The sequence below is a fragment of the Spirosoma profusum genome (genome assembly GCF_014699005.1).
GTDB classification, from domain to species: domain Bacteria; phylum Bacteroidota; class Bacteroidia; order Cytophagales; family Spirosomataceae; genus Spirosoma; species Spirosoma profusum.
Map to the genome: position 1 here is coordinate 116,841 of NZ_JACWZY010000014.1, position 21,737 is coordinate 138,577.

15 protein-coding genes are annotated in these 21,737 nt (G+C 48.2%); 6 read left to right on the forward strand and 9 right to left on the reverse strand.

Annotation, left to right across the window (positions count from 1 at the left end; translation table 11 throughout):
• Positions 1-292: 292 nt before the first annotated feature.
• Together miaB and tamL are read right to left on the reverse strand one after the other, a co-directional pair.
• The gene (gene miaB, locus IC229_RS17185; protein WP_190888229.1) at positions 293-1,762 is read right to left on the reverse strand and encodes a tRNA (N6-isopentenyl adenosine(37)-C2)-methylthiotransferase MiaB; all 1,470 of its coding nucleotides are present in this window, start codon (positions 1,760-1,762) and stop codon (positions 293-295) included.
• Between the two features lie 231 nt (positions 1,763-1,993).
• On the reverse strand, positions 1,994-4,657 hold the full coding sequence (gene tamL / locus IC229_RS17190) for a translocation and assembly module lipoprotein TamL (RefSeq protein WP_223834050.1): 2,664 nt from the start codon (positions 4,655-4,657) through the stop codon (positions 1,994-1,996).
• A gap of 7 nt (positions 4,658-4,664) precedes the next feature.
• Here tamL and IC229_RS17195 point away from each other — a divergent pair, with 7 nt between their 5' ends.
• Positions 4,665-5,429 carry a TrmH family RNA methyltransferase gene (locus IC229_RS17195; RefSeq protein WP_190888231.1) on the forward strand — a complete coding sequence of 255 codons (765 nt, stop codon included), beginning with the start codon at positions 4,665-4,667 and terminating at the stop codon, positions 5,427-5,429.
• Positions 5,430-5,525: 96 nt separating this feature from the next.
• A complete protein-coding gene (locus tag IC229_RS17200) occupies positions 5,526-7,409 on the forward strand; it encodes a cytochrome-c peroxidase (protein ID WP_190888232.1) in 1,884 nt (627 codons plus the stop codon).
• Between the two features lie 76 nt (positions 7,410-7,485).
• Here the strand turns inward: IC229_RS17200 and IC229_RS17205 are convergent, their stop codons facing one another.
• The 3 genes from IC229_RS17205 to IC229_RS17215 form a co-directional block, all read right to left on the reverse strand.
• Complete coding sequence (locus tag IC229_RS17205; protein WP_190888233.1) at positions 7,486-10,473, reverse strand: purple acid phosphatase family protein; 2,988 nt, start codon at positions 10,471-10,473, stop codon at positions 7,486-7,488.
• Positions 10,474-10,747: 274 nt separating this feature from the next.
• Positions 10,748-11,533, reverse strand: coding sequence for a queuosine precursor transporter (locus tag IC229_RS17210; protein ID WP_190888234.1), 786 nt, complete (start codon positions 11,531-11,533; stop codon positions 10,748-10,750).
• 150 nt (positions 11,534-11,683) lie between these two features.
• Positions 11,684-13,093 (reverse strand): DUF6427 family protein, encoded by a 1,410-nt coding sequence (locus IC229_RS17215; RefSeq protein ID WP_190888235.1) that lies wholly within the window; start codon positions 13,091-13,093, stop codon positions 11,684-11,686.
• Between the two features lie 260 nt (positions 13,094-13,353).
• Between IC229_RS17215 and rbfA the strand changes: the two genes are divergently transcribed.
• The gene (gene rbfA, locus IC229_RS17220) at positions 13,354-13,731 is read left to right on the forward strand and encodes a 30S ribosome-binding factor RbfA (RefSeq protein WP_190888236.1); all 378 of its coding nucleotides are present in this window, start codon (positions 13,354-13,356) and stop codon (positions 13,729-13,731) included.
• A gap of 86 nt (positions 13,732-13,817) precedes the next feature.
• Positions 13,818-15,023, forward strand: a complete 1,206-nt coding sequence (locus tag IC229_RS17225) for an ABC transporter permease (RefSeq protein ID WP_190888237.1) — start codon at positions 13,818-13,820, stop codon at positions 15,021-15,023.
• A 44-nt stretch (positions 15,024-15,067) separates the two neighbouring features.
• On the opposite strand, the gene IC229_RS17230 is transcribed toward IC229_RS17225, so the two are convergent.
• Positions 15,068-16,285, reverse strand: coding sequence for a sugar MFS transporter (locus tag IC229_RS17230; RefSeq protein WP_190888238.1), 1,218 nt, complete (start codon positions 16,283-16,285; stop codon positions 15,068-15,070).
• Positions 16,286-16,373: 88 nt separating this feature from the next.
• Positions 16,374-17,480, reverse strand: a complete 1,107-nt coding sequence (locus IC229_RS17235) for an MBL fold metallo-hydrolase (RefSeq protein WP_223834051.1) — start codon at positions 17,478-17,480, stop codon at positions 16,374-16,376.
• 198 nt (positions 17,481-17,678) lie between these two features.
• Between IC229_RS17235 and IC229_RS17240 the strand changes: the two genes are divergently transcribed.
• Positions 17,679-18,140 carry a 6-pyruvoyl trahydropterin synthase family protein gene (locus IC229_RS17240; RefSeq protein ID WP_190888239.1) on the forward strand — a complete coding sequence of 154 codons (462 nt, stop codon included), beginning with the start codon at positions 17,679-17,681 and terminating at the stop codon, positions 18,138-18,140.
• A complete protein-coding gene (gene folE / locus IC229_RS17245) occupies positions 18,103-18,861 on the forward strand; it encodes a GTP cyclohydrolase I FolE (RefSeq protein WP_190888240.1) in 759 nt (252 codons plus the stop codon). Before IC229_RS17240 ends, folE begins: the two co-directional genes overlap by 38 nt.
• Before the next feature lie 93 nt (positions 18,862-18,954).
• Here folE and IC229_RS17250 read toward each other — a convergent pair whose 3' ends face one another.
• Both IC229_RS17250 and IC229_RS17255 read right to left on the reverse strand, forming a co-directional pair.
• Complete coding sequence (locus IC229_RS17250; RefSeq protein WP_190888241.1) at positions 18,955-20,550, reverse strand: aldehyde dehydrogenase (NADP(+)); 1,596 nt, start codon at positions 20,548-20,550, stop codon at positions 18,955-18,957.
• 138 nt (positions 20,551-20,688) lie between these two features.
• Positions 20,689-21,615: a TIM barrel protein gene (locus tag IC229_RS17255; protein ID WP_190888242.1), complete on the reverse strand. Its 927-nt coding sequence runs from the start codon at positions 21,613-21,615 to the stop codon at positions 20,689-20,691.
• Positions 21,616-21,737 lie beyond the last annotated feature (122 nt).

A 21,737-nucleotide genomic window follows, 5' to 3' on the forward strand; every position in this document is an offset into this window, starting at 1 on the left:
AGTCAATATCCCTGTGAATCTAGGTCGGCCGTGAAAAGCAACTGCGTAACCACCTACAACTAAATATTCAACTTCGTGTACGTTTAATAATTCGACAAACTCTCTGAACCGAAGCGTCGGCCGGTCCTGACCCAGTTCCAGCATATTGCTTACGCAAATAGTCAACAGCCGGGATACGCTCGATAGGAATCTTTGTCACCCAATATTCATACGCAGGCGGCTCTTCCGACTGTTTACGAATGGCAAATGCTGATCTGTCTAAACGTATCGTTGACATTGTTTATAGGTTAAATTAAACTACTTCTCCCCGCAACGTAGCAGATGTGCATTCAGTCACTAATACGTTGACGTACTGACCTTTCTGGAGATTTCCTTTGGGAAATACAACCATTTTGTTCTGGTCGTTACGTCCGCACAGGAAATCGTCAGAGCGTTTGGAAGGGCCTTCTATTAAGACGCGCTGTACTTGACCGATGTGCCGCTGGTTACGTTCGGCAGAATGAGTTAATTGCTTCGCGATGATTTCGTTCAGACGACGTTTTTTGACGTCTTCAGGAATATCATCTGCATACTTTTTGGCGGCCAACGTACCGGGCCGCTCCGAATACGCAAACATGTAAGCATAATCGTAATGAACGTAGTCCATCAGCGACAACGATTCCTCATGTTCATCCTCGGTTTCAGTACAAAAGCCCGAAATCATATCCGTCGAAATTCCGCAATCTTCACCCAGAATTTCCCGAATCCGGTCGATTTTACCAACGTACCACTCCCGGTCATACGTCCTGTTCATCAGCTTCAGCACCCGACTATTGCCGCTTTGGGCAGGCAGGTGAATGTAATTACAGATGTTTTCGTAACGCGCCATCGTATGCAGTACGTCGTCCGTAATATCTTTCGGATGCGAAGTCGAAAAACGAACCCGCAAGTCGGGATGAATCTGAGCGACCATCTCCAGCAGATTGGCGAACGTAGTGATGGCAGAGGGTTGAGTTGACGAATCTACCCCATGCCCCATGCCCTCTGCCGACCCGTCGGACCGCCCCTGCCACTTATAACTATCCACGTTCTGACCGAGCAGCGTCACCTCGCGGTAGCCCTGGTCAAAAAGATCTTGCGCTTCACGGACGATGCTGTGTGGGTCGCGGCTACGTTCGCGGCCACGGGTGAACGGTACGACGCAAAAACTGCACATATTATCGCAGCCGCGCATGATGGACACAAAAGCCGTTACGCCGTTGGAATTCAATCGAATGGGCGAAATGTCGGCGTAAGTTTCCTCGCGCGACAGAAATACGTTCACTGCTTTCTGTCCCGATTCGGCTTCTTCAACCAGTTTCGGAATATCGCGGTAAGCATCGGGGCCAGCCACGATGTCGACCACTTTTTCTTCTTCCAGCAGCTTGGTTTTGAGCCGTTCGGCCATGCAGCCGAGCATACCCACCAGTAGTTCCGGTTTCTGACGTTTCAGGCCGGTCAGGTGTTTGAGCCGATTACGTACTTTCTGCTCCGCGTTGTCGCGAATGGCACAGGTATTCAGAAAAATAAGATCCGCTTCTTCGGCAGAGGACGTAGTAGCAAAACCGGCATTACGCATCACAGCCGCCACAATTTCGCTATCGGCAAAATTCATCTGGCAACCATAACTTTCGATATAAAGCCGTTTTTTACCCACTGCCAGTTCGTCTTCCGAGGTGCGAGGCAGGTCAATTTGTTCCTTATCAGCCGGTTGCAGTATGGTCAGTTCGGGAATATGAGCCATTGTCAATAAATAATCATTAGTCGATAGTGGTTAGTCAACAGTCATTTGCTGTAAAAGAGCTAGCGGCTATTGACTGATGACTAGCGACTTTTTTACAAATTTACTAAGAAAGCCCTGGAAAACTGTCATTTTGTCAGGAAATGACAGTTAAATTGTGTTAAGTGGTTATAGATCAGGCTTACAGGCGTTGACACCCATAGGAAAGGTAGTAACCCGCTTTCTATTGGTAAATCAGAAGGGATAACCAATACCGAAGTTGATAATCATAGGATTCTTTCCAGTCGATAAACGGCGGAATGAGAATTCGCGAAGCATGAAGCGTTCGTCAACAAAAGGTTCATCGGGTTTAGGCTGGTAGCGTCGGGCAGGGTCCCAGACTTTAATACCGCCATCGAGTCGAATGACGAAGAACGAGAAATCAATCCGTAAACCCACGCCCGTCCCGACGGCAATCTGAGGAATGAACGTATCGAGCTGAAACTGTTCGCCTACGCGTCTTGGATTATTCCGAATCGTCCAGACGTTACCTGCATCAACAAATAATGCCCCGTTGATGTCCGCTCCAAGCCGGAATAATCTTCCTCGTAACTCTGCCGAGCCTTCGATAAGCATATCGCCGGGTTTCTCGAATGTGTACGCAAACTGTTCTTTACGTCCATCCCGCTGGCTGAGCGTAGGTACAGTCGGATAGCCGGGAGTCGGCTGAGGAACTTCAGAGCCAGGACCTAACCGGCGGGGAAGCCATCCCCGAATGCTGTTACTGCCGCCAGCAAAGAAAAGCTTTTCATAGGGAGCCGTACTGTTTTCCCCAAAACCATAACCGTATACTATACCTGTATTAAAACGGAACGCCAGCGTAGTACGTGAACGAATAGGAATGTAATGGCGATAATCGACACTTAGGCGTAAAAATTTATAGAATTGAAGCCCGGTCGCGTCACTCCATTGGTCGATGGTTTTACTGGAAAAGAAATTGAGCGTAGTTCCACCCGATTCAACAGCCGCACGGAAGAAATTTGCCCGCCGGTTTTGCCCCTGTACGTTGGTATTATATGTATAAGCGAAACTGAAACTTGAACTTAACGATTTACGAAAACTTAAATAAACAGTGCTTCCTTCGTCTTCGTATTGTCGGCGAATTTGTTCATAAAATGCCTGGCCCAGTGGCGTGTCAGGGAAGTTGGCATTAATCAGGTTGATGTCCGCGATCAGAAAACTGAACTGCTTCGACGGTGTCGTTTGCCAGTTGTATGCCATCGTCGAACGTAGCAGCGAACGCTTGTAATCGGGCCGGATGGTATTGTTAAAGCTCAAACTGACTTGCGTACGTGGATTATATCGGTTGAAAAAGAACCGTCCGCGACCCGGAAACAGAATTTGTGGGAACGTAAGGGAACTGATAACTCCAAATTCATTCGATTGATAAAAAGCTTGCTTGCTGGATTGATCGGTGTCAAAACCAGTCTGATATTCCAGACCGTAACGTACCGTTGTTTCAAAGGTTTCGAATCCACCAAATAGATTGCGTGCTCGAAACGTTACGTTGGCAAACGGCCCCGGCCGGGTTTGGGCCAGCACAAATACCCCTCCCTCGAAGGTATAATCGTATTTGTCGAGCGGAGATGCTGTAATGAGTGTACGCAATTGTCGATTGGTTGTATCAATAAAATTGAGGTTTACGAACTTAAACTGGTTGAGCAGAAACAACTGACGCTGCGTATCGCGGTAATTGGTCTGGCTATAAAGCTGGTTGGGGCGAAACAGAATTTTACTTTCCAGCAACGACAGCGATATATTCCGATTTCCCAGCAGATACCGTATGCCACTACGTTGGAGGGTATCGTATCGGGAGGCACCCGGAACTCTTGCACCTGCAGTTGATGCATCCGGTACGTCGGTGTCGCCGTTGGGACTGATACGTACTTCTACATCGCCGATGTGATAAATCGGGTGGCTCGACCTTCCTGGTGGATTGGCAATCTGTAAAACAACATCAACTTTCCGGTCGGTTGTGTCGCCTAACTGAAACCGGTCTGTACCGCGCCGTACTGTATCAACATCGGTGGCCCGGATGTATTGGCGGGAGAAAGCATAATAACCCTGATCACGTAGCAGTGTTTCGATACGAATTCGCTCCGCCGTCATGTTCTCAAAATCAAAACGGTCGCCGACTTGTAATTTTGCGTCTTCCAGCGATTTCCGTACGATAGTATCTAGTTGAGGATCAGCAATCTCATAAAAGACATTCCGTAGATAATACCCAGCGTGTTCGGCTATCAGGTAATTAACCCGAATCTGTCGCCGACGTAACGTATCGAGCTTGTATCCGACCTGGGCATTGAAAAACCCTTTGTCGGCTATATATTTCTGCATTTTGGCCGCGTTCGCCTGGGCGTCCTTTTCGGCAAAATAGGAAGGTGGGTCGCCCATATTACGCATGGCCCAGTTACCTTCTTCGGCCTTTACGCGAAGCTTTTTTAACTTACGTTCGTAACGCCGATTCAATTTTTTCAGCGCATTGGGCTGATTGGCCAGTAACTGACTTTGCTGTTCAAATTCGTTAGTTTTGGCCTGCAACTCGCGAATGGCGGCTTCGCGGTCGTACTTGCGCTGACCAATCTGATAAAACCAGAGCTGGGGCGTAATGGGTAAGCCAAGAAGCCGACGGTTTGGTTTTTGGGGAATCAGGCTTTCCAGATTCTCATCTGAAATGGTTTTGTTGCCCCGAAATGTCTGAGAAGTCAGAATATATTCGTTGCTGCGGAGTTGTTTCGAGCTAAAACAGGACGACAAAGAAGCAACCAGTATCAGCAAGCCTATTTTTAATGTATGATGTGTGATGTATGATATAGGCTTTTCGAGCCAGCCATACATCATACATCTTATAGCATACATTTTCTCCATGCTTTCAAAAAATCAACTTAAATACATTCAGTCGCTGCACCAGAAAAAATACCGGCAACAGCATGGGGCGTTTCTGGTCGAAGGCGCCAAAAGTGTTCAGGAAGTACTTCAATCCAACTTCGAAACCGAAGTCCTTGTTGCTACCGAACTATTTTACAAAGAAAACGCTCACCTGACAGACCGCCAACGAACTCCTGTGGAAATCGTGTCGGCCACCGAACTTACGCGCATGGGTACGCTCGAAAGTAACAATGCAGCGCTGGCTGTGGTGAAAACGAAAGAAAACGTACCACTATTGGCTGAACCCGATGAGATTGTCCTGATTTTAGATGATATACGCGATCCCGGCAATCTGGGAACCATACTACGTATTGCCGACTGGTACGGAATTCGAAAAATTCTGTGTTCCAGTACCACGGCAGATGTCTACAATCCCAAAGTGATTTCGGCCAGTAAAGGCTCTTTTACGCGTGTAAACTGGTGGTATGGCGACGTAGTACAGGTTCTAAAAAAAACGGTCCAGCAGCCGACCAACGTAGTGTACGGGGCGTTTCTGGATGGAGCCGATGTACATTCTATAAGCTTTGCTACGTCAGGGTATCTGGTGATGGGAAACGAATCGAATGGCATCAGCACCGACGTAGCACAATACGTAACGCAGCGGGTTACCATTCCTCGTTATGGAAACGCCGAATCGCTCAATGTGGGCATCGCTACGGCTATTTTGCTGGATAATATTCGGCGAATTAGTGATCAACGTTGACTCTCTTTCTGGAAAAATCCACTATTTTCGAAGATGCTACGTAGGCCGTATCTTGGAGATATAGCCTACGTAGCATCTTCGAAATTCCTCATTTTCATGCATCGACTATTGGCGCTGTTTTTTCTGGTAATGGCTGTTCCGGCATTTCTGCCGAAGCCACCGCCACCCGATCCAACGGGGCAGGCGGTGTACCAGCAGTTTATGGTCGATAAAATGCGCTTTCATGAGCAGGTACAGCAATTGGCCAATTATGTCAGTACAAATGCGCCACCAGATTCATTGCAGATTGCTTTCAAACGCAGTCGACTACGGTATAAACGTATTGAATGGTTACTGGAATTTTATCAGCCGTTTCTGGCGACGCACGTCAACGGCCCACCAGTACCTGAAGCGGAGATTGACGAACCCGGTCAGCGCGTTGTTCCGCCGACAGGATTGCAGGTCGTAGAGCCTTTTTTATTTCCCGAATACGATTCTACGCAAAAAGCTGAACTGACTCGTGAGTTGAACGTATTACTGTCTTACTCCTCGCGGCTGGAGCAAGGAGTTCCTGCCAACCTTATAAACGATACCGAAATTCTGGAAGCCGTCCGCCAGCAACTATTCCGACTTCTGACGCTGGGTATTACCGGTTACGATGCGCCCGAAACACGTAGTGGTCTGCCCGAAGCTGCTACGTCGTTGCGGACCATGCATTCGGCGTTACGTCCTTATCTGGAACGCTTGCAACAGCCTTTAGCAGCTCAGGTTAATCAGCGCTGGCAAACGACAATTCAGGCGCTGGAACAGGCAACCGATTTCACTACGTTCGACCGTGTTACGTTCATTCGAGAGCAGCTTTATCCGCTTTGTCGGGCCTTGCAGCAGATGCGCCAGGAATTGAAAATTCCGGCTCCGGCGAGCGGGCGTTTTCTGTCGCCAGCCGTTACTACGTTGTCAGATTCGGGCGCGTTCCGGCCTGATTACGTAACAAATTTTAGCGCGTTTGCCACTAGCCCCCAGAAAGTGGCGTTGGGTCGGACTTTATTTTTCGATCCGCTATTGTCAGGAAATAATGCCCGAAGTTGTGCTTCCTGCCACCAGCCCGAACGGGCCTTTACGGACGGACGTAGCAAAAGCCGGGCTTTCGGAAATCCCATCAAACGGGTCAATCGCAACGCGCCTACGTTGCTGAACGCGGGTTTGCAGAAGGCGCAGTTCTACGATTCGCGGGTGATTTATCTGGAAGATCAGGCGCACGACGTACTGAAAAACGCTCACGAAATGCGCACCTCACCCGAACAGGTAGTCGAAAAATTGGGTGCCAGTTCTCAGTACAAAAGCTTATTTGCCGAAGCTTTCCCGGATGGGATTACGTCCACCAACGTACGTAACGCACTGGCCTGCTACGTTCGCAGCCTGACGAGTCTGAATGCCAGCCCCGACCGTTACTTACGCGGTGAGAACGTAACACTATCAGACGATGAGCGACTGGGATTCAACCTGTTTCTGGGGAAAGGACGTTGTGCTACGTGCCATTTCTTTCCGATTTACAATGGATACGTACCACCCCACTTTGAGAAAGTGGAGAGCGAAATTATTGGTGTACCCCGTCGCCCGAAAACGACCCGTGCCCGACTCGATGCTGACGTAGGGAAATTTGGCCCGTTTGGAAAAAACCTTCACCGATTTGCTTTCAAAACACCGACCATACGTAACGCGGCTCTGACGGCTCCGTATATGCACAATGGCGCTTATAAAACGCTGGAACAGGTCGTTGACTTTTATAACCGGGGTGGTGGCAAAGGAATCGGCGTCGACGTTGAAGGGCAGACCCTGGCCGAAGACTCGCTTAGTCTGACGGCTCATGAACAACATGCCCTGGTCGCGTTTATGCAGGCACTTACTGATACGACAGGACTTACCAAACGCCCTCACCAACTGCCCGCCGTTGAAGGCCACCCGGCCTGGAACCGTCGTAGGCCGGGTGGACGGTATTGAAGAATGTAGCCTGGACAGCCACGTCCGGGTGTAAACAGACGTATTTTCTCCCGGACGTAGCCGTCCAGGCTACACTTTACGGTTGCAATTTCAAATAGGCGTTTTGCCCATGTAGAATTTGTATGCCAGGATCGTAGGTTACCTTCAGGGCAAAAACCGTCGTGTTATCGGGAATGGTGATCAGATGCTTCACACGCAACTGATCGCTGGGGCCGGGTACCCGATTCCCTGACCAAATAGTAGGATCGTTCCAGTCGCCAATTTTAACGGTCTGCATGTTAGGAGATGGCGTATTGCTTACCTGAACCGTGAATGTATTCTGAACGCAGTTCTGCACATCGCGTACCTGATACGTATGCGTGCCTACCGGCGGGCTAATCACCACCGATCGGCTACTTGCCGAAAAACCAGGGTCTGCCGGATTGGTCCAGACGTAATTGCTGATGAACGGAGACGTTAACGTAACAGATTGCCCACTGGCAACCGTCAGCGACTGGGGAATACCAACGTCTTTCAGAATGGTAAACTGATCGGCAATGTTGTAGCTGTAGGGCGGGTTTGTATTCAGATTTTGAAGGAATTTGGCATCCAGCCGGTTGTCTTCCACTTCGAAATAAAACGACCCGCCAATGTCTTTCTGGGTGTATACCATAGCCGGATGATTGCCCAATCCCGCAATTTTTTCCAGCGCCCCTGCCGACCCCGACACGACGTAAACCGTTCCCTGCTTTTTCTTCTCGGCCGTTTTTTTGTACGGACATGATCCGCCCGACCCATCATATCGTCCGTTGCTTTCGTCGCCGGCGAAGCGGAATGCCGATGGATTGTTCGAATAGGGCGTCATGCTGTTGGCGCTGTAAAGATCATGCAGCGGGTACGAGCGCTCATACACGTGGCTGTGCCCGGTAATCACCATATCAACGCCGAAACGCTCCATTATAGGATTAATGACCTGACGAATCGCAACCATATCGGCATCAGTGGATGAATTCTCCGAGTTATGCGACCCCTGACTGTAGGATGGATAGTGCTGATACACAATCTTCCATTTTTTGTTTGTTTTTGCCAGATCCTCCTTTAGCCAGATTACCTGCGGATGGTTGAGCGTATCTTCGTAAAAACGCCGTTGTATGCCGCCCACGTTACGTCGCCCATAGCCATCGAGCATCACAAAATGGATGGGACCATAATCGAACGAATACCATTCTTTGGTACCCGAAGCCACGCCCCCCGCTTCGGCATTGGTCGGAAAATTAAATATGTCGAAATAGGGAATGTTATGATTCTCGGCCAGTGTGGGAGAATTATTATAATCGTGATTGCCTGGAATCGCATAAATCATCGAATTTTTCATCAGACTGGTGGTCTGATAGCGGCTAAAGAATTTTGTCTGGTAGGTCGGGTCGTCGCCATCATACGAGTTATCGCCAATGAGCATCCATAAATCGATGGGATTATTGCCCCGGAACGCCAGAAATCCGTCGCGTGCCTTAATCTGGTTATCGTTGGTTTCGTTGGAACCGCAGTCGCCAAAAGCAGCTATCCGGATTTTACGCTTTGTATTCCCCAGAGGAGCCGTCAGAAAATAATTATCGGTGCCCTGCTGAATTATAGCTGACGTAGTACCCACTGTGTAGAAATACTGCTTATCAGGTTGGAGACCCGTGAGTTGAATGACGTGTTCGGTAGTGCTGCTGGGTTCGCTCACTACCCCCGTCAGGCTGGTGGTAGAAAGCCCGTACGTTACCTGGCCAATGTTTGCTACGTTGGTGCGCCAGCGAATGGTTGCTCCTGTTTTGGTACCCAGCGTCAGGTAGGGTCCACGAGTAATTTCGGGAACTCCCGGCACCCGTATTTCAATGTTGAACGTAATATCTGACGTAGTTGGGCCAACCTGGTGAATTTCAGCCGCGATAATATTATCACCATTCTGAAGCAGGGACGTACTAATAGGTTGCCAGGCCGACCAGGTTGTTTCGGCGGGTGCATCGACGGAGGCCGTTGCCAACGTAGTATAAGAAACCGGAGTGCCGGGCATATTATTGGTATTTCCATTAGCGTCACGGGGTAACTCAGAACCGTTCACGTAAATCAGAATGCCGTCGTCGCGCATGAACCGAATCTCGTAGCCGGGATTGGCATTTACATTGGGGATATTGATTTTCTTACGGAAATAGGTCGTCGGAAATTTATTGGCTGGATTGAGTCCATAGCTGATGTAATTGGTATACGTATTGGCGTCGTATGGATCGCTGCTGGCCGGGTCGACGGTCGCCTGATTGGGGTCATTCGTTTCGCCATAGCCCATACGTACACGCGAGCCAATGTTAGTTTGCTGCCAGAACGAATCGTCGTAGGCCAGATTACGCCAGCTCGTCCCCAAATCAGCACCATTATCGCTATATTTCCAGTTGGTCGACGAAAGGGATGTAACGGGCAACCCACTGGCTGCTAACGTATTGTTATTCGATTCGGCAATAAATTCCAGACTAAAGCTTAGGTCGGAACTAGTCGGGCCAATCTGGTGAACTTCGGCTGCAATGACGTTATTCCCCGACCGAAGCGCTCCATTTGGAATGTAAAATTCGTGGAATATACTTTCTTCGGCGTTAAGCGTGGCCGAGGTTAAATACGTAATAACGCCCGAGGGCATACCGTCCCGGCGAATTTCGACGCCGTTCAGATAAATCACAATACCGTCGTCGCGTTTATAGCGCACCTTGTAGCGAAAACGATTTAGATAAGAGACGTCGGAAACCGTTTTCCGGAAATAAGCTGTACGGTACTTATCATTCTCGGGTCCATAGTTAATCTTTGACGCTTCGTCATCATCACCATACCCCAGTTCCGAAGCTCCTGACGACCACGAGGTAGGACTGCTGTCGTCATAACCAAGATCTTTCCAGGTATACGTAGTAGGACCGACCACCTGATCGGGTGGAGTAGAACTTTTATCGGAGTAGCGCCACATAGCACCGTGAGCTACCAACGTAGTGGAAACAAGCTGTGCAGTTGCTGGTTGCCAGAGTAGCCAAATAAGACAAATAGGGAGAATTGTTTTCATAGGTATAATTGACTATTGGTATCACAGGATAATATGATACTTATTGATAGTTAGTTACCAGACAATCAATTGATTAACTATTGAAATAAGTATAATGAATATAATAGTGTTTTTTGACTATTTACCTAAAAAGATAGAATATTTTTTTACCGGTATTTAATTGGAAATTTTATAGTCGAATTTTTTGGAATTGCTGACCTACTGGTAATAAAAAAGCGTTCGGATACTCTGTGACAGAGCACCCGAACGCGAACAGAAAAACAACGTATCGATATTACATAAATGAACTCATCGCCGATTCATTTGCTAATTCTTCAGCGTGTTGTTTACCCAGATATTGATCGATAAAGTAGTGGGCAACGTAGAGCAAAGGCGTCAGTAAAACCGCCGTAAAGGCTTTGTACATGTAGTTGATAATCCCAACTGCCACCACCTGCGCCAGCGACCAGTTACCGAACACGTAGAAGGCAATTCCCAGCACCACAAACGAATCGATCAGTTGAGAAATAAGGGTAGACCCCGTGGCGCGAAGCCAGATTTTCCGACTGCCTGTAATTTTACGTAGCGACTGAAACACATACGCATCCAATACCTGTCCAATCAGAAACGCCGTCAACGACCCAATAATGATACCAAGTCCCTGGCGAAAAATCATCTGAAAAGCGTTATCGATATTAATCGTATTTCCGGCGGCATCTTTCGCGTTCACATCGAGCCAGAACTGGGCAGGCGGCAACGTAGTGACGGCGTAAATAATCAGAAAACTGTAGGCAACAAAACCAGCCGTCAGAAATGAAATACGTCGTACGCCCGCTTTGCCGAAATATTCGTTGATAATGTCGGACGTAATGAAGACAAAAGGCCAGATAACCGCTCCGGCAGTCAGGTTAAAATCCAGAACAAAATCGCTTAGCAGGTGAATCTGAGCAGGTTTTGTGCCCAGCAACGTTTCGACCGAAAAGATTTTAACCCCAATGATTTCGGCGACGAGCGCATTGGTCAGGAAAACGGCACTTAGAAAAATGTAGAGGTTCGTGCGTTTATTGGTAAAGGAAGGCATTGTGAATGAGGAGTGAATGGATAATGTCCCAAAATACGTGATTTATTTTTTGTCATGCTGACGAAGGAAGCATCTTAAATTTTCCTTGCTAGAACGTTGGATGACTTAAGATGCTTCCTTCGTCAGCATGACAAATAATAATAACCAGACTCACTTCCGCTTATAAACGTCGTTAACCGCCGTTTTTTCGTAAAGGCCAGCTAAACCAGGTGCACGCTGAAACAGCTTCTCTACTACGTTTTCCCGATCAATAATATAGTCGGGTGGATCGTTTCGAAAATGGTCGAATACGTTAATGACCGATTCATAATTATCCAGATTTTTCAGGTCGTATTTGGCAAGATCCCAGTTTAGATACGGGGTGGCCAGTCGATTTTGCCGGTAAGCGCTCAAATCTTCGCCAATAATCAGAATACGCTGATTCTGGATGTTGGGCGGCAAGGGCGACTTCTGCACCTGAAGGCTACTCAACCGTCCCAGTTCAGCCCCTGGAATCAACCCCAGCGAACCCTGATAGAACAGTAATAAAATCAGGCTGAACGCAATGATAAAACCCGTTTCGGCCAACCAGGCTTTGCGGACGTTCTCGAAATAAAAATAGCTGAAATAGGCCATTGGGGGCACAAAACTCAGAAAAGCCATCGGTGCCAGAAACGGCATCAACCCAATAGTCAATACGGCGGCAACGAACCAGATAACCATGATTTGCTGGACACGTTGCTGGAAATTACCGTATCGATTCCTACTGTTGAACAGACTCAGGAACCCTAATACACCCAGACCCAACGGAATCAGCAAAGACGCAATCAACGACTGAAAATCAGATAGTGAATACTGCCGCACTCGGAATACAGATGCCAATAAATTGCGGTTGAAGTCGTCGAAGCTGTCGAAGAGGTAATAGAATAAAATTGTACTGGCAACTGGAAATAAAAAACCAAATAACGACAGCGAATACTGACGGAACGTAGCACCGGTATAAAACAGAAGCGACAAAGCCGCCCACAGAATAAATAGTGCTGAAGGCAAATAAAATAACGTAGCAATGCCGATGTAAAAGCCAACTTCAAAGACCTCGTCGGTAGCACCCCGCCGTTCCATCTGCCGAATCAACGTACCAAAAGCCAGCAGCAGGAAACTCGTAGACATCAGCACCGGCGACAGCGTCAGGCAGTCGAACGACATGTGCATGAACAGCATGTAGAAAAGCCCCGGCCAGAAGGTACGATCTGGGTACACATCGCGTGCGTTGGTCAGGTAATTGAAATAAACGATCTGAAAGACCGATACCAATGTAGCGGCTCCGTGCAGCGCAAGGGGCGAGCGACCAAATAACGTATCGAGCCCCCAGTACACCAGCGCCGACAGTGGACTAACGCTATCCCAGATGTCGCGGTACAGTAAGTCGCCCTGACTCATTTGTTCACCCACAATCATCCAGTTCAGTTCTGGAATCAGCAGCGGAAACGAATTCAGCAGCAAGGGCAGCCGGATAAGTACCAGCAAACCCAGCAGGCTAACGTATTGATAAGGAAAGTACGATTGAAAGAAACGTAGCAAAACGAGTCGGTAGTTAGTAGTCGACAGTCGAGAGTCACCAGTCGTTAGTCGATTTTCACTTTCCTGACGACTGGTGACTCTCGACCGATGACTGGCAACTAATTCCGTAAAATTAAGGTCAATTTCGGCAGAACGGAAAATTGAGCGGATATTTGCAAACGAAGAAATAGACGAACAGTATTGATCGTTAACAGGCGATACGTTGACTTGAACTATTCGGTTAATCTATCGTTGAATTAATACGTAGTATTTTAAAGAATATGGAATCGAAACGACAGCAGAAAGTAGCGCGGCAGATACAGAAAGATCTAAGTGAAATTTTTCAGCGCGAGGTCCCGCATTTGTTCAACGGCGCGTTTATCACCGTCACTAATGTGCGCGTTTCGCCCGATTTGAGCGTAGCACGCGTGTACCTAAGTTTTCTGGCTACGAAAAACAAACAGTTGCTGCTCGAAACGATTCAGGAAAAAGGCAAAACAATTCGTCAGCACCTCGGCGACCGCGTCCGGCATCAGCTACGTATCGTTCCTGAACTAAGTTTCTACCTCGACGATACCGCCGAATACGCCGACAAAATGGACAAACTCTTCGCTGGCCTGGAAATTCCGCCCGCACCGGAAGAAGAAGACAAAGAGTGAAACCAGTTCGCCGGAGCGGAGCAAAGAGCGAAAAAGCAGCTCTTCTGCTCACTCTTTCGCTTATTCACTCTTTCGCTCTTTAACGAATGAATCTCCCCTCCTTTATTGCCCGGCGGTATTTTTTCTCCCGGAAGAAACGCAGTTTTATCAGTTGGCTTTCGACTCTCTCGATGCTTGGCGTGGGGGTGGGTACGATGGCGCTGGTGGTAGTGTTGTCGGTGTTCAACGGGATGGAGGAACTGAACCGGGAAATTTTCAAGACGTTCGAAGCGGACATGACCGTTTTGCCGAAAGAGGGAAAACGGTTTAAGGCATCGGCGGCTTTGATCAATAAATTGCGTGAAGTAGACGGCGTACAACTGTTAACATCTGTAGCTCAGGACAATGCCTTGGCCCGTTATGCAAATGGAACCACCGTCATAAAGCTGAAAGGCGTGGACGACAGCTACTTAAAGCGCAAACAACTTGATTCGTCCATGCTCGAAGGACGAATGCTGCTGAATCGGGATGGCGTTAATTATGCGATTGTGGCTGAGGGAGTTCGGCACGATTTAGGCATTTCACCGATCGATATTCTGACTCCACTCGAAGTGTTGTACCCGCAAGGCGACAAGTCATTTAACGTACTGAATCCTGATGCCTTCAATCGCGAATCGCTGACGGTTTCCGGCGTTTTCTTTATCGAATCGCGCTACGATAATTTCGTACTGGCTCCCCTTGACGTAGCACGAACCTTATTTGGCTACATTTCCGACGACGTAACGAGTCTTGAAATACAACTGAAACCGGGCACTAACGAAGAAATCGCCAAGCAGGCACTTCAGGAAGCGGCTGGTAATGAATTGAATGTTCAGAGCCGCGATGACCTGAATACCGATCTATACCGAACGATACGTATCGAAAAGTTTCTGGTGGCTCTGGCGCTTTCGTTCATTATTCTGGTAGCGTCGGTCAACATATTTTTCTCCTTATCGATGCTGGTCATTGAAAAGAAGGCCGACATTCAGATTTTGTACGCGTTGGGCGCTACGCGGGGAATGGTACGTCGAATTTTCCTGATAGAAGGCGCATTAATTGCCGTGTTGGGGGCCGTAACGGGGTTAATATTAGGAATTGTCATTTGCCTTGCTCAGGAAAAATACGGCTTTATTGGCATGGGTACCGTCAGTTCAATTATCGATGCCTATCCCGTTAAACTCGACACCAGCGATATTGCTATGACGGGGATTCTGGTAATCCTGATTACCGTATTGACATCCTGGCTGCCTGCTCAACGAGCTGCCAGAATGTAGCAAAGGCCCCGACAGGCTCTGGCTGTCGGGGCCTTTGCTACCTATCACCAACTTGTCTTTTTATAGCCTACTGTTGCGTAGTAAAGAATAAAGGCAAAGAGAGGAAGTAGCAGACCGTAAGACATTTTAGGGCTGATATGGTCGAATAAATAACCGTGTAATGGTGGCAGTAAGGCACCACCCGCAATGGCCATAATGAGCAGAGCCGACCCAATCTTTGTAAATTTCCCTAGCCGATCCAACGCTAATGGCCAGATGGCAGGCCAGGTCGGGGCGATGGCAAAACCAAGCAGAGCAATGCACAGAATAGAATTAAAACCATCGGTGAGTAAAGCGCCAAACGTTAGAATTATCGCCAGAATCATACCATAACGTAGCGCGTTCTGCTGCGAAATCCAACGCGGAATGGCTAGAATACCGAGCAAATAACCCGCCAGCAAACCGTAAAGCGTGTATTCAGTAAAATACTTGGCTTCGTCATTCCCGAATCCAATGGCTTTACCATAGTTAATAATCGTATCGCCAGAAATCACTTCGGCTCCAACATAGCAAAATAGCGCAATTACACCCAGAACCAGATTCGGGAACTGCCATACGCTCGTGTGCGACGTAGCATCGGCAGGTGAATCGTCTTGTTCTTCAGATACTTCAGGTAAATTGGATAGTCGGATTAGACCAGCTAACAGCACCAGAATTCCTGTTAAAATCAGATAGGGAGTAACAACTTTCTCTAAGCTTTGAGGGCCTACAGCAACGCTGGCACCTGTCAGTAATAAACTGCCGAAAACGCGCTGACTAATGATACCGGCCAGTTTGTTCGCAATACCCATAAAGCTGATTCGCTGGGCGGCACTCTCGCGAGGGCCGAGAATCGTTGCATACGGGTTAGACGCTGTTTGCAACACCGTAAGGCCAACGCCAATGAGAAACAGACCAACCAGAAACAGCGGATACGAAAACGCGCGTGCTGCTGGCACAAATACCAACGTACCGACCGCCATAACTAGTAATCCCAGCGACATGCCATTCTTAAAACCTGTCCGTTTCAGCACTGCCGACGATGGAATCGCCATCAAGGTATACGAGATAAAGAATGCAGAAGCAACAAGGCTTGAACCAACCGTGCTTAGATTAAAAGCCTGTTTAAAAAAGGCCATTAATACGCTGTTGGTCCAGGTTACGAAACCGAAAACAAAAAAGAGGGCACCGATAATAAGTAGCGGACCGGTGTAATTCTGGGTTTTAGGAGGGGCAGAAATCATTGTCTGAACCGGGATTTATCAGATTAACGGATTTATCTGATTTTGTTGAATAGTCAAAGTTGCAAACTTAATCTTTTTTCATCCCGTTTCAGAAATTCCACCAGACTGTTCTTGGATACGTCGAATTCAGGACAATCGGTTCGCCAATTTTGGGTGTTGCTACATCTAACCCCACTTCGTTCGCTTTTTTCAGGAGTCGCTGAATGGGTTCATTCCAGGCGTGCATGGCAAGCGAAAATTTCGCCCAGTGAACCGGCAATACCGTTCGTGCCCGCAAATCCTGCGCGGCTACGGCCACTTCTTCCGGAAACATGTGAATATTAGGCCAGTCTCTGCCGTATTGACCACATTCGAGAATCGCCAGGTCGAACGGGCCGTATTTATCGCCGATCTCCTGAAAATGATTGCCGTATCCCGAATCGCCACCCAGAAAGAGATTGTAACCATGTAATTTCAGTACATAAGCCGTCCAGAGTGTTTTTCCACGTGCGAAACTACGTCCTGAAAAATGGCGAGCCGGTACTGCCGTGAGGTGAATATCAGATGATACGGCCTGACCTTCCGACCAATCGAACTCCACAATCTGATTAGCAGGAACGCCCCAGCGTTCGAGGTGAGCACCGACACCCAGCGCCGTATAGAATTTTTTAACCTTCGGAATTAGCTTTGTAATCGTCTTATAATCAAGGTGGTCGTAGTGGTCGTGAGAAAGAATCAACATGTCAATATTCGGCATATCATCGACATCGTATACATCAGAACCGGCAAATGATCCACCAAAAAACGACACAGGCGACGCGTTTCCACTGAAAACCGGGTCAATAAGCAACGTAACGCCCTTCGATTTGATAAGGTACGACGAGTGTCCGAACCAGACAATTGTAGGTTTATCATCAGGAAGTGCTTTGAGATCGGTTTTTACAGAGGGTAGCGGTAACGGTGGAATGTTGTTTTTGTCTTTATGAAAAAAGTCGTTCATCATCGTCATGTACGACGCTTCTTCACGCATCACCGCCGTCTTCTCCAGATTCTGGAAAACCCCATCGCGGTAGTTGGGTGAGTGTTCAATACGTTGAAGTCGGGTGGTGGTAGGATTGCTGCCAAAAACTGCCTGTTGCATAAAAATTAACGTAGCGCCAGCCAGACCAATAAGAATCAATAATGTAATGAACATGGTTTTTCGAATGCGTTTCATGGGGGCAAAACGGAGTGCTTCTTTCTCTAGTTCCCTGATATGTTGCTGAGTAGATAAGTGGGAACAATACCGGATAAGCGGGTGTTATAGCTCTAACCGACTCAAAAGAGCGATTTGGCTACTCGCTCTGCTGTCTACGCTGTGTTGTACACATACTTTGTAACGACAGGTTGACTGGTATTTTTTCGATTCGTTTTTATGGAGACTTCCAATCTGGATGTTCCTCGGACGGACACCAATAAGGGCACTGCCCCGAGGGTTGCCGTGTTTCGGAAGGAACATTTTAATGCCGCACACCGCCTGAACAATCCGAACTGGTCAGACGAAAAAAACGTGCGTGTGTACGGGAAATGCAATAATCCGCACTTTCATGGGCACAATTACGAATTAATTGTGCAGGTGGTCGGGCCGATTAATCCCGAAACAGGGTACGTCATTGACATGAAATATCTGGGCGACCTGATGAAAGAGCATGTCATTGAACGATTCGACCATAAAAACCTCAACCTCGACACGGTAGAATTCGCCGACCTGAATCCCTCGGCCGAAAACATTGCCATCGTCATTTACACTATTTTACGTACCCATCTAAGCGAAAACTTAGAGCTTAAAATCAGATTGTATGAAACTGAACGGAACTTCGTCGAATACCCCGTCTAACGGCCGAGCTTTGGATGGTAATCATCAAAACGGTCATTCTTTAAACGGGCACCAGCACGACGAACTGGTGGATGAAATCGGCGATGCGCATGGTGCTACGTCCATTGATACACCTATGCGCCCCGACGCATTCGCGATGGACGATGACTTCAAAATCGATTTGATCGAGGAGCACTTTCGCGAAATTATGAACATTCTGGGCCTCGACCTGACCGACGATAGCCTGAAAGGATCGCCCCGACGGGTTGCCAAAATGTACGTGAAAGAAGTGTTTAGCGGACTAAATCCGGCCAATAAACCCAAGCCAACGTTATTCGAAAATAAGTTTCGGTATAATGAGATGCTTGTTGAGAAAGACATTACGGTACAGACGTACTGCGAACATCATTTTGTGCCCATCCTCGGTAAAGCACACGTAGCATACATTTCGAGCGGTAAAGTAATTGGACTGTCGAAATTGAACCGGATTGTCGAATATTTCTGTAAACGTCCACAAGTTCAGGAACGACTAACGGTACAAATTGCCGACGAACTCAAGCGTGTACTCGAAACCGACGACGTAGCAGTCATCATCGACGCCAAACACTTATGCGTTTCGACGCGCGGTGTACATGATGTGAACAGCTCAACCATTACGTCATCATACAGCGGCAAATTCGCAGAAGAGGCTACGCGTCAGGAACTGCTCCGCTACGTTAGCCAACCGGGTGTGACGATATAAAAAAGTTATAGTGTTATAAAGTTGAAGGGTTGTAAAGTTGGATGAAATGCTCACCAACGTTACAACCCTACTACTTTTTAACGTGATAACGTATCACTTCATCATCACTCCGTCAACATTCCGCCAGATGCCCAGCGGGTTTGCGTTTTGGAGGGCGGGCGGCAGCAACTCATCGGGGAAGCTTTGATACGTAAAGGGACGCACAAAGCGAAGGATAGCCCCCGTTCCGACCGACGTAGTACGGCTGTCGCTGGTGGCGGGGAACGGACCGCCGTGCGTCATCGCTTCGCTGACTTCAACACCTGTTGGAAAGCCGCCGAACAATACCCGTCCAGCTTTTGCCTGGAGCAAAGCAACCCAATCGAAACCAGAACTACTAATCTCGTCAGACGTAGCGTAGATGGTTGCTGTTAGCTGACCTTCAAGGCTTTCGACGCATTCGGCCATGTCAGTTTCGGTGTGGCAGACTACAATTAACGTAGTAGGACCAAAGATTTCGTCGGCCAGGGCGGGGCTACTCAGAAATAGTGGGGCCGTTGTTGTTAATACGATTGGCTTCCCTTCGGTGCGATTGGTTTCGGCGTCTGTTTCAGCTTCGGCCAGTACGTGTACACCGGGTAACACTCGGCTGTTTTGGACGCCCCGCTGATAGTTCTGGCAAATACCTGCATTAAGCATCGTGGCCGGTGCCGATGCTCTGATACGTTCTGCAACTGTTTCCAGAAAGACTTCTGTCTGCGGAGAATCGAGTAGAAAAACCAGCCCTGGATTGGTACAGAATTGACCAACTCCCAACGTAACAGATGCCGCCAGGCCTGATGCGACGGCCACCGCATTTTTCTGGATAGCCCCCGGAAAAATGACAACTGGATTTACGGCGCTCATTTCGGCGTAGACCGGAATCGGCTCGGGTCGGGACTGGGCCACTTTCAATAAGGCCATTCCACCCGCTCGGGACCCCGTAAAACCTACAGCTTTGACGGCCGGATGGGCTACAAGTTCCTGAGCTGTTTCGTTGCTGGCGTGAAGCAATGAGAAAACGCCATCGGGCATTCCCGCTTTTACAGCCGCCGAAACGATGGCTTTTCCAACCAGCGACGACGTACCGGGATGTGATGGATGTGCTTTAAATATAACCGGACAGCCAGCGGCCAGCGCCGATGCAGTATCACCACCGGCTACTGAAAAAGCCAGCGGAAAATTACTGGCCCCAAATACCACTACCGGTCCCAGCGGAACCAGCATTCGGCGAAGGTCGGGGCGGGGGAGTGGCTGGCGGTTGGGTAGGGCCGGATTGATACGTGCATCTACCCAGGAACCTTCACGCAGCAGGTTGGCAAACATCCGCAATTGACCAGTAGTACGTCCCCGTTCACCAGTGAGTCTCGCTACGGGTAAACCGCTTTCCAGAACCGCTTGTTCGATTAATTCATCACCGAGAGCTTCAATTTCGGAGGCAATGAACAGGAGAAAATCAGCCCGTTGCGTGGAGGTTAATTTGGCATAAATAGGAAAAGCAGTTGCAGCTTTCTCAACAGCCAGATTGGCCTGACCGCTCGTTACGTTGGAAAACTCGTCGGCAAGGTACTCATGACGTATTGGAACGAATGCCTGAAAAAAATCGCCATTGCCGGCAACAGCTTCATTGCCAATAAAACTGGTAGTAAGAGAAGCGGGGGTTACGTTCATAAATGGATAAAAATTGGCTGAGAGGGAGTTTAATATTCTTGCTAGTACGTTCGACGTAGCATAAGTCTACACTTCTAACAAACTATCCCTCCCTCCGAGTTCGGAGAAAGGGATAGCTATGGCAGCAAACCGGTACGTCTACACCATAGTGCCGACACGTTCTAGCAATGCTTTGGTTTTTTTGATGCCTTCGTATTCGTCCAGCTTACTACCCTCGTATTCGATACCAGCAATACCTTTGAACTTGCTGTCTTTCACGATTTTAAGGATTTTCGAGTAATCGGTTTCGACACAATTGCCGCTTTCGTCGAAATCGTAGGTTTTGGCCGAAACGCCTTTGGCAAACGGCATCAGTTCCTGCGTACCCTTATATCGATCGTATTGATCTTCGCAACCAGTTGCGCCACGTTTGATGCAGAAATTGCCGAAATCGGGTAACGTACCAACGTTTTTCATATTCACCTGCTTCATGACGCCCGACAACCATTGACCATTCGAGGAATAGCCGCCGTGGTTTTCAACGATTATGTTGATATTCATCGGTTTGGCAAATTCGCCCAACTTACTTAAGCTTTCGGCAGCCGCTTTGGCCACTTCTTCAGCTGTTCCTTGTCCGGCAGCGTTTACCCGGATGGTTTTACAGCCCAGGTATTTCGCGCATTCGACCCATTTGTGGTGATTTTCAACGGCTTTCATTCGTTCGGCTGCATCCGCAGCACCCAGACTACCTTCGCCGTCGATCATAATTAAGTGGTTCGAAATACCATTGTCTTTGCAACGTGTCAGCAGGTCGTTCAGATACGTTTTATCCTCTGCTTTGTCTTTGAAGAACTGATTGACAAACTCAATAATGCTGATATCGAACTCTTTACGGGCGATACCGGGGAAATCCAGATTCGTGATTTTTTTGGCGAACAGCGCTTTGTGCAGCGACCATTCGGCCAGCGAAATATCGAACCACATTTTTTTAGGTGATTCGGCCAGGGCGAACGAGCTAGGGACTAAAGCCATACCGGCCAGCGAGCCAGCGGCTTGTTTTAAAAACGAACGACGGTTGGTTGTCATAAGATTGGTTTACGGTTTATCGATTAGGAATTACGACTTCGGCAAAACACAATCCGTAAATCATAAATCCATCGCAAGTTACTCATTCCCTCAAACGACACTACAGAATATTTCGTAGGAAC

Bases quoted from the DNA above. Each gene is read 5' to 3' on its own strand.
- miaB (WP_190888229.1), bottom strand. From the start codon at position 1,762: ATGGCTCATATTCCCGAACTGACCATACTGCAACCGGCTGATAAGGAA.
- tamL (WP_223834050.1), bottom strand. From the start codon at position 4,657: ATGTATGCTATAAGATGTATGATGTATGGCTGGCTCGAAAAGCCTATA.
- IC229_RS17195 (WP_190888231.1), top strand. From the start codon at position 4,665: ATGCTTTCAAAAAATCAACTTAAATACATTCAGTCGCTGCACCAGAAA.
- IC229_RS17200 (WP_190888232.1), top strand. From the start codon at position 5,526: ATGCATCGACTATTGGCGCTGTTTTTTCTGGTAATGGCTGTTCCGGCA.
- IC229_RS17205 (WP_190888233.1), bottom strand. From the start codon at position 10,473: ATGAAAACAATTCTCCCTATTTGTCTTATTTGGCTACTCTGGCAACCA.
- IC229_RS17210 (WP_190888234.1), bottom strand. From the start codon at position 11,533: ATGCCTTCCTTTACCAATAAACGCACGAACCTCTACATTTTTCTAAGT.
- rbfA (WP_190888236.1), top strand. From the start codon at position 13,354: ATGGAATCGAAACGACAGCAGAAAGTAGCGCGGCAGATACAGAAAGAT.
- IC229_RS17225 (WP_190888237.1), top strand. From the start codon at position 13,818: ATGAATCTCCCCTCCTTTATTGCCCGGCGGTATTTTTTCTCCCGGAAG.
- IC229_RS17230 (WP_190888238.1), bottom strand. From the start codon at position 16,285: ATGATTTCTGCCCCTCCTAAAACCCAGAATTACACCGGTCCGCTACTT.
- IC229_RS17235 (WP_223834051.1), bottom strand. From the start codon at position 17,480: ATGAAACGCATTCGAAAAACCATGTTCATTACATTATTGATTCTTATT.
- IC229_RS17240 (WP_190888239.1), top strand. From the start codon at position 17,679: ATGGAGACTTCCAATCTGGATGTTCCTCGGACGGACACCAATAAGGGC.
- folE (WP_190888240.1), top strand. From the start codon at position 18,103: ATGAAACTGAACGGAACTTCGTCGAATACCCCGTCTAACGGCCGAGCT.
- IC229_RS17250 (WP_190888241.1), bottom strand. From the start codon at position 20,550: ATGAACGTAACCCCCGCTTCTCTTACTACCAGTTTTATTGGCAATGAA.
- IC229_RS17255 (WP_190888242.1), bottom strand. From the start codon at position 21,615: ATGACAACCAACCGTCGTTCGTTTTTAAAACAAGCCGCTGGCTCGCTG.